Annotated in this window: 1 protein-coding gene; it reads right to left on the bottom strand. The window is 45.0% G+C overall.

All coding sequences use genetic code 11. The annotated features are described in order from the left end of the window. Positions 1 to 76 precede the first annotated feature (76 nt). Positions 77 to 1,032 (bottom strand): helicase-related protein (locus A3762_RS22490; RefSeq protein WP_197469504.1); only part of this gene is annotated, 956 nt, incomplete at its 5' end.

The following is a 1,032-nucleotide window of genomic DNA, read 5'->3' as shown; positions in this document are numbered from 1 at the left end:
TTAAAAGATCAAAAGCTAAACACGAAAATCATGAATGTGCATAAAATAGTCAAAAAATTGTCCGCTTTGCACAATACTAGTTATGTTTAAGCTCACTAATACGGTCTCTTAGGGCTGCCGCACGCTCAAAATCTAAGGCCTTCGCGGCGGCGTACATTTCGTCCTCTAACGCCTTAATTGACTTCAGTTTAGAGCCGGAATCAGCGCCGTAGCTCCCACTTTCTTCAGCAACTTTTCTACCGCCAACCTTAACCCGCCCAGGAATTACGACCGCGCCCTCCATGATATCTCCAACAGATTTGTTGAGCGATTTGGGCGTCAAACCATTCTCTTTGTTGTACTCTTCTTGTTTTGCTCTTCGTCGCTCGGTTTCGTCCATAGCACGCTGCATTGAACCCGTCACACGATCTGCATACAAAATTGCTTTACCATTTATATTTCGCGCTGCCCGACCAATCGTTTGAATTAGCGATCTATCGGATCTTAGAAACCCCTCTTTGTCCGCATCTAAAATCGCGACAAGAGCTACTTCAGGCATATCCAAACCTTCCCGAAGCAAATTAANACCAATCAATACATCAAATACGCCCTTGCGTAAGTCTTGAATAATTTCGACTCTTTCTACGGTATCAATGTCGGAGTGTAAATATCGAACCTTAACGCCATGTTCCATTAGGTAATCCGTTAGATCTTCTGCCATCCGTTTGGTAAGCGTCGTAACAAGCACTCGATCACCTGCCTCAACAGATTTATGAATCTCCCCGAGCAAATCATCAACCTGCGTTGTAGCTGGACGAACCTCTAAAATTGGATCGAGAAGCCCTGTCGGCCGCACAACCTGTTCAACGACCTGCCCTGCATGCTCTTCTTCGTATTTCGCAGGCGTAGCCGAAACAAAAATTGTCTGTGGGCAGATTCTCTCCCATTCATCAAAGCGCATCGGTCGATTATCAAGAGCACTAGGTAAGCGAAAACCATATTCGACTAGAGTTTCTTTTCTAGATCGATCGCCTTTATACATTGCCCCAATCT

The organism is Oleiphilus sp. HI0125, assembly GCF_001635355.1.
Note: the sequence above shows the minus strand (reverse complement) of the source record. Positions and strands in the feature narration are given on the sequence as shown.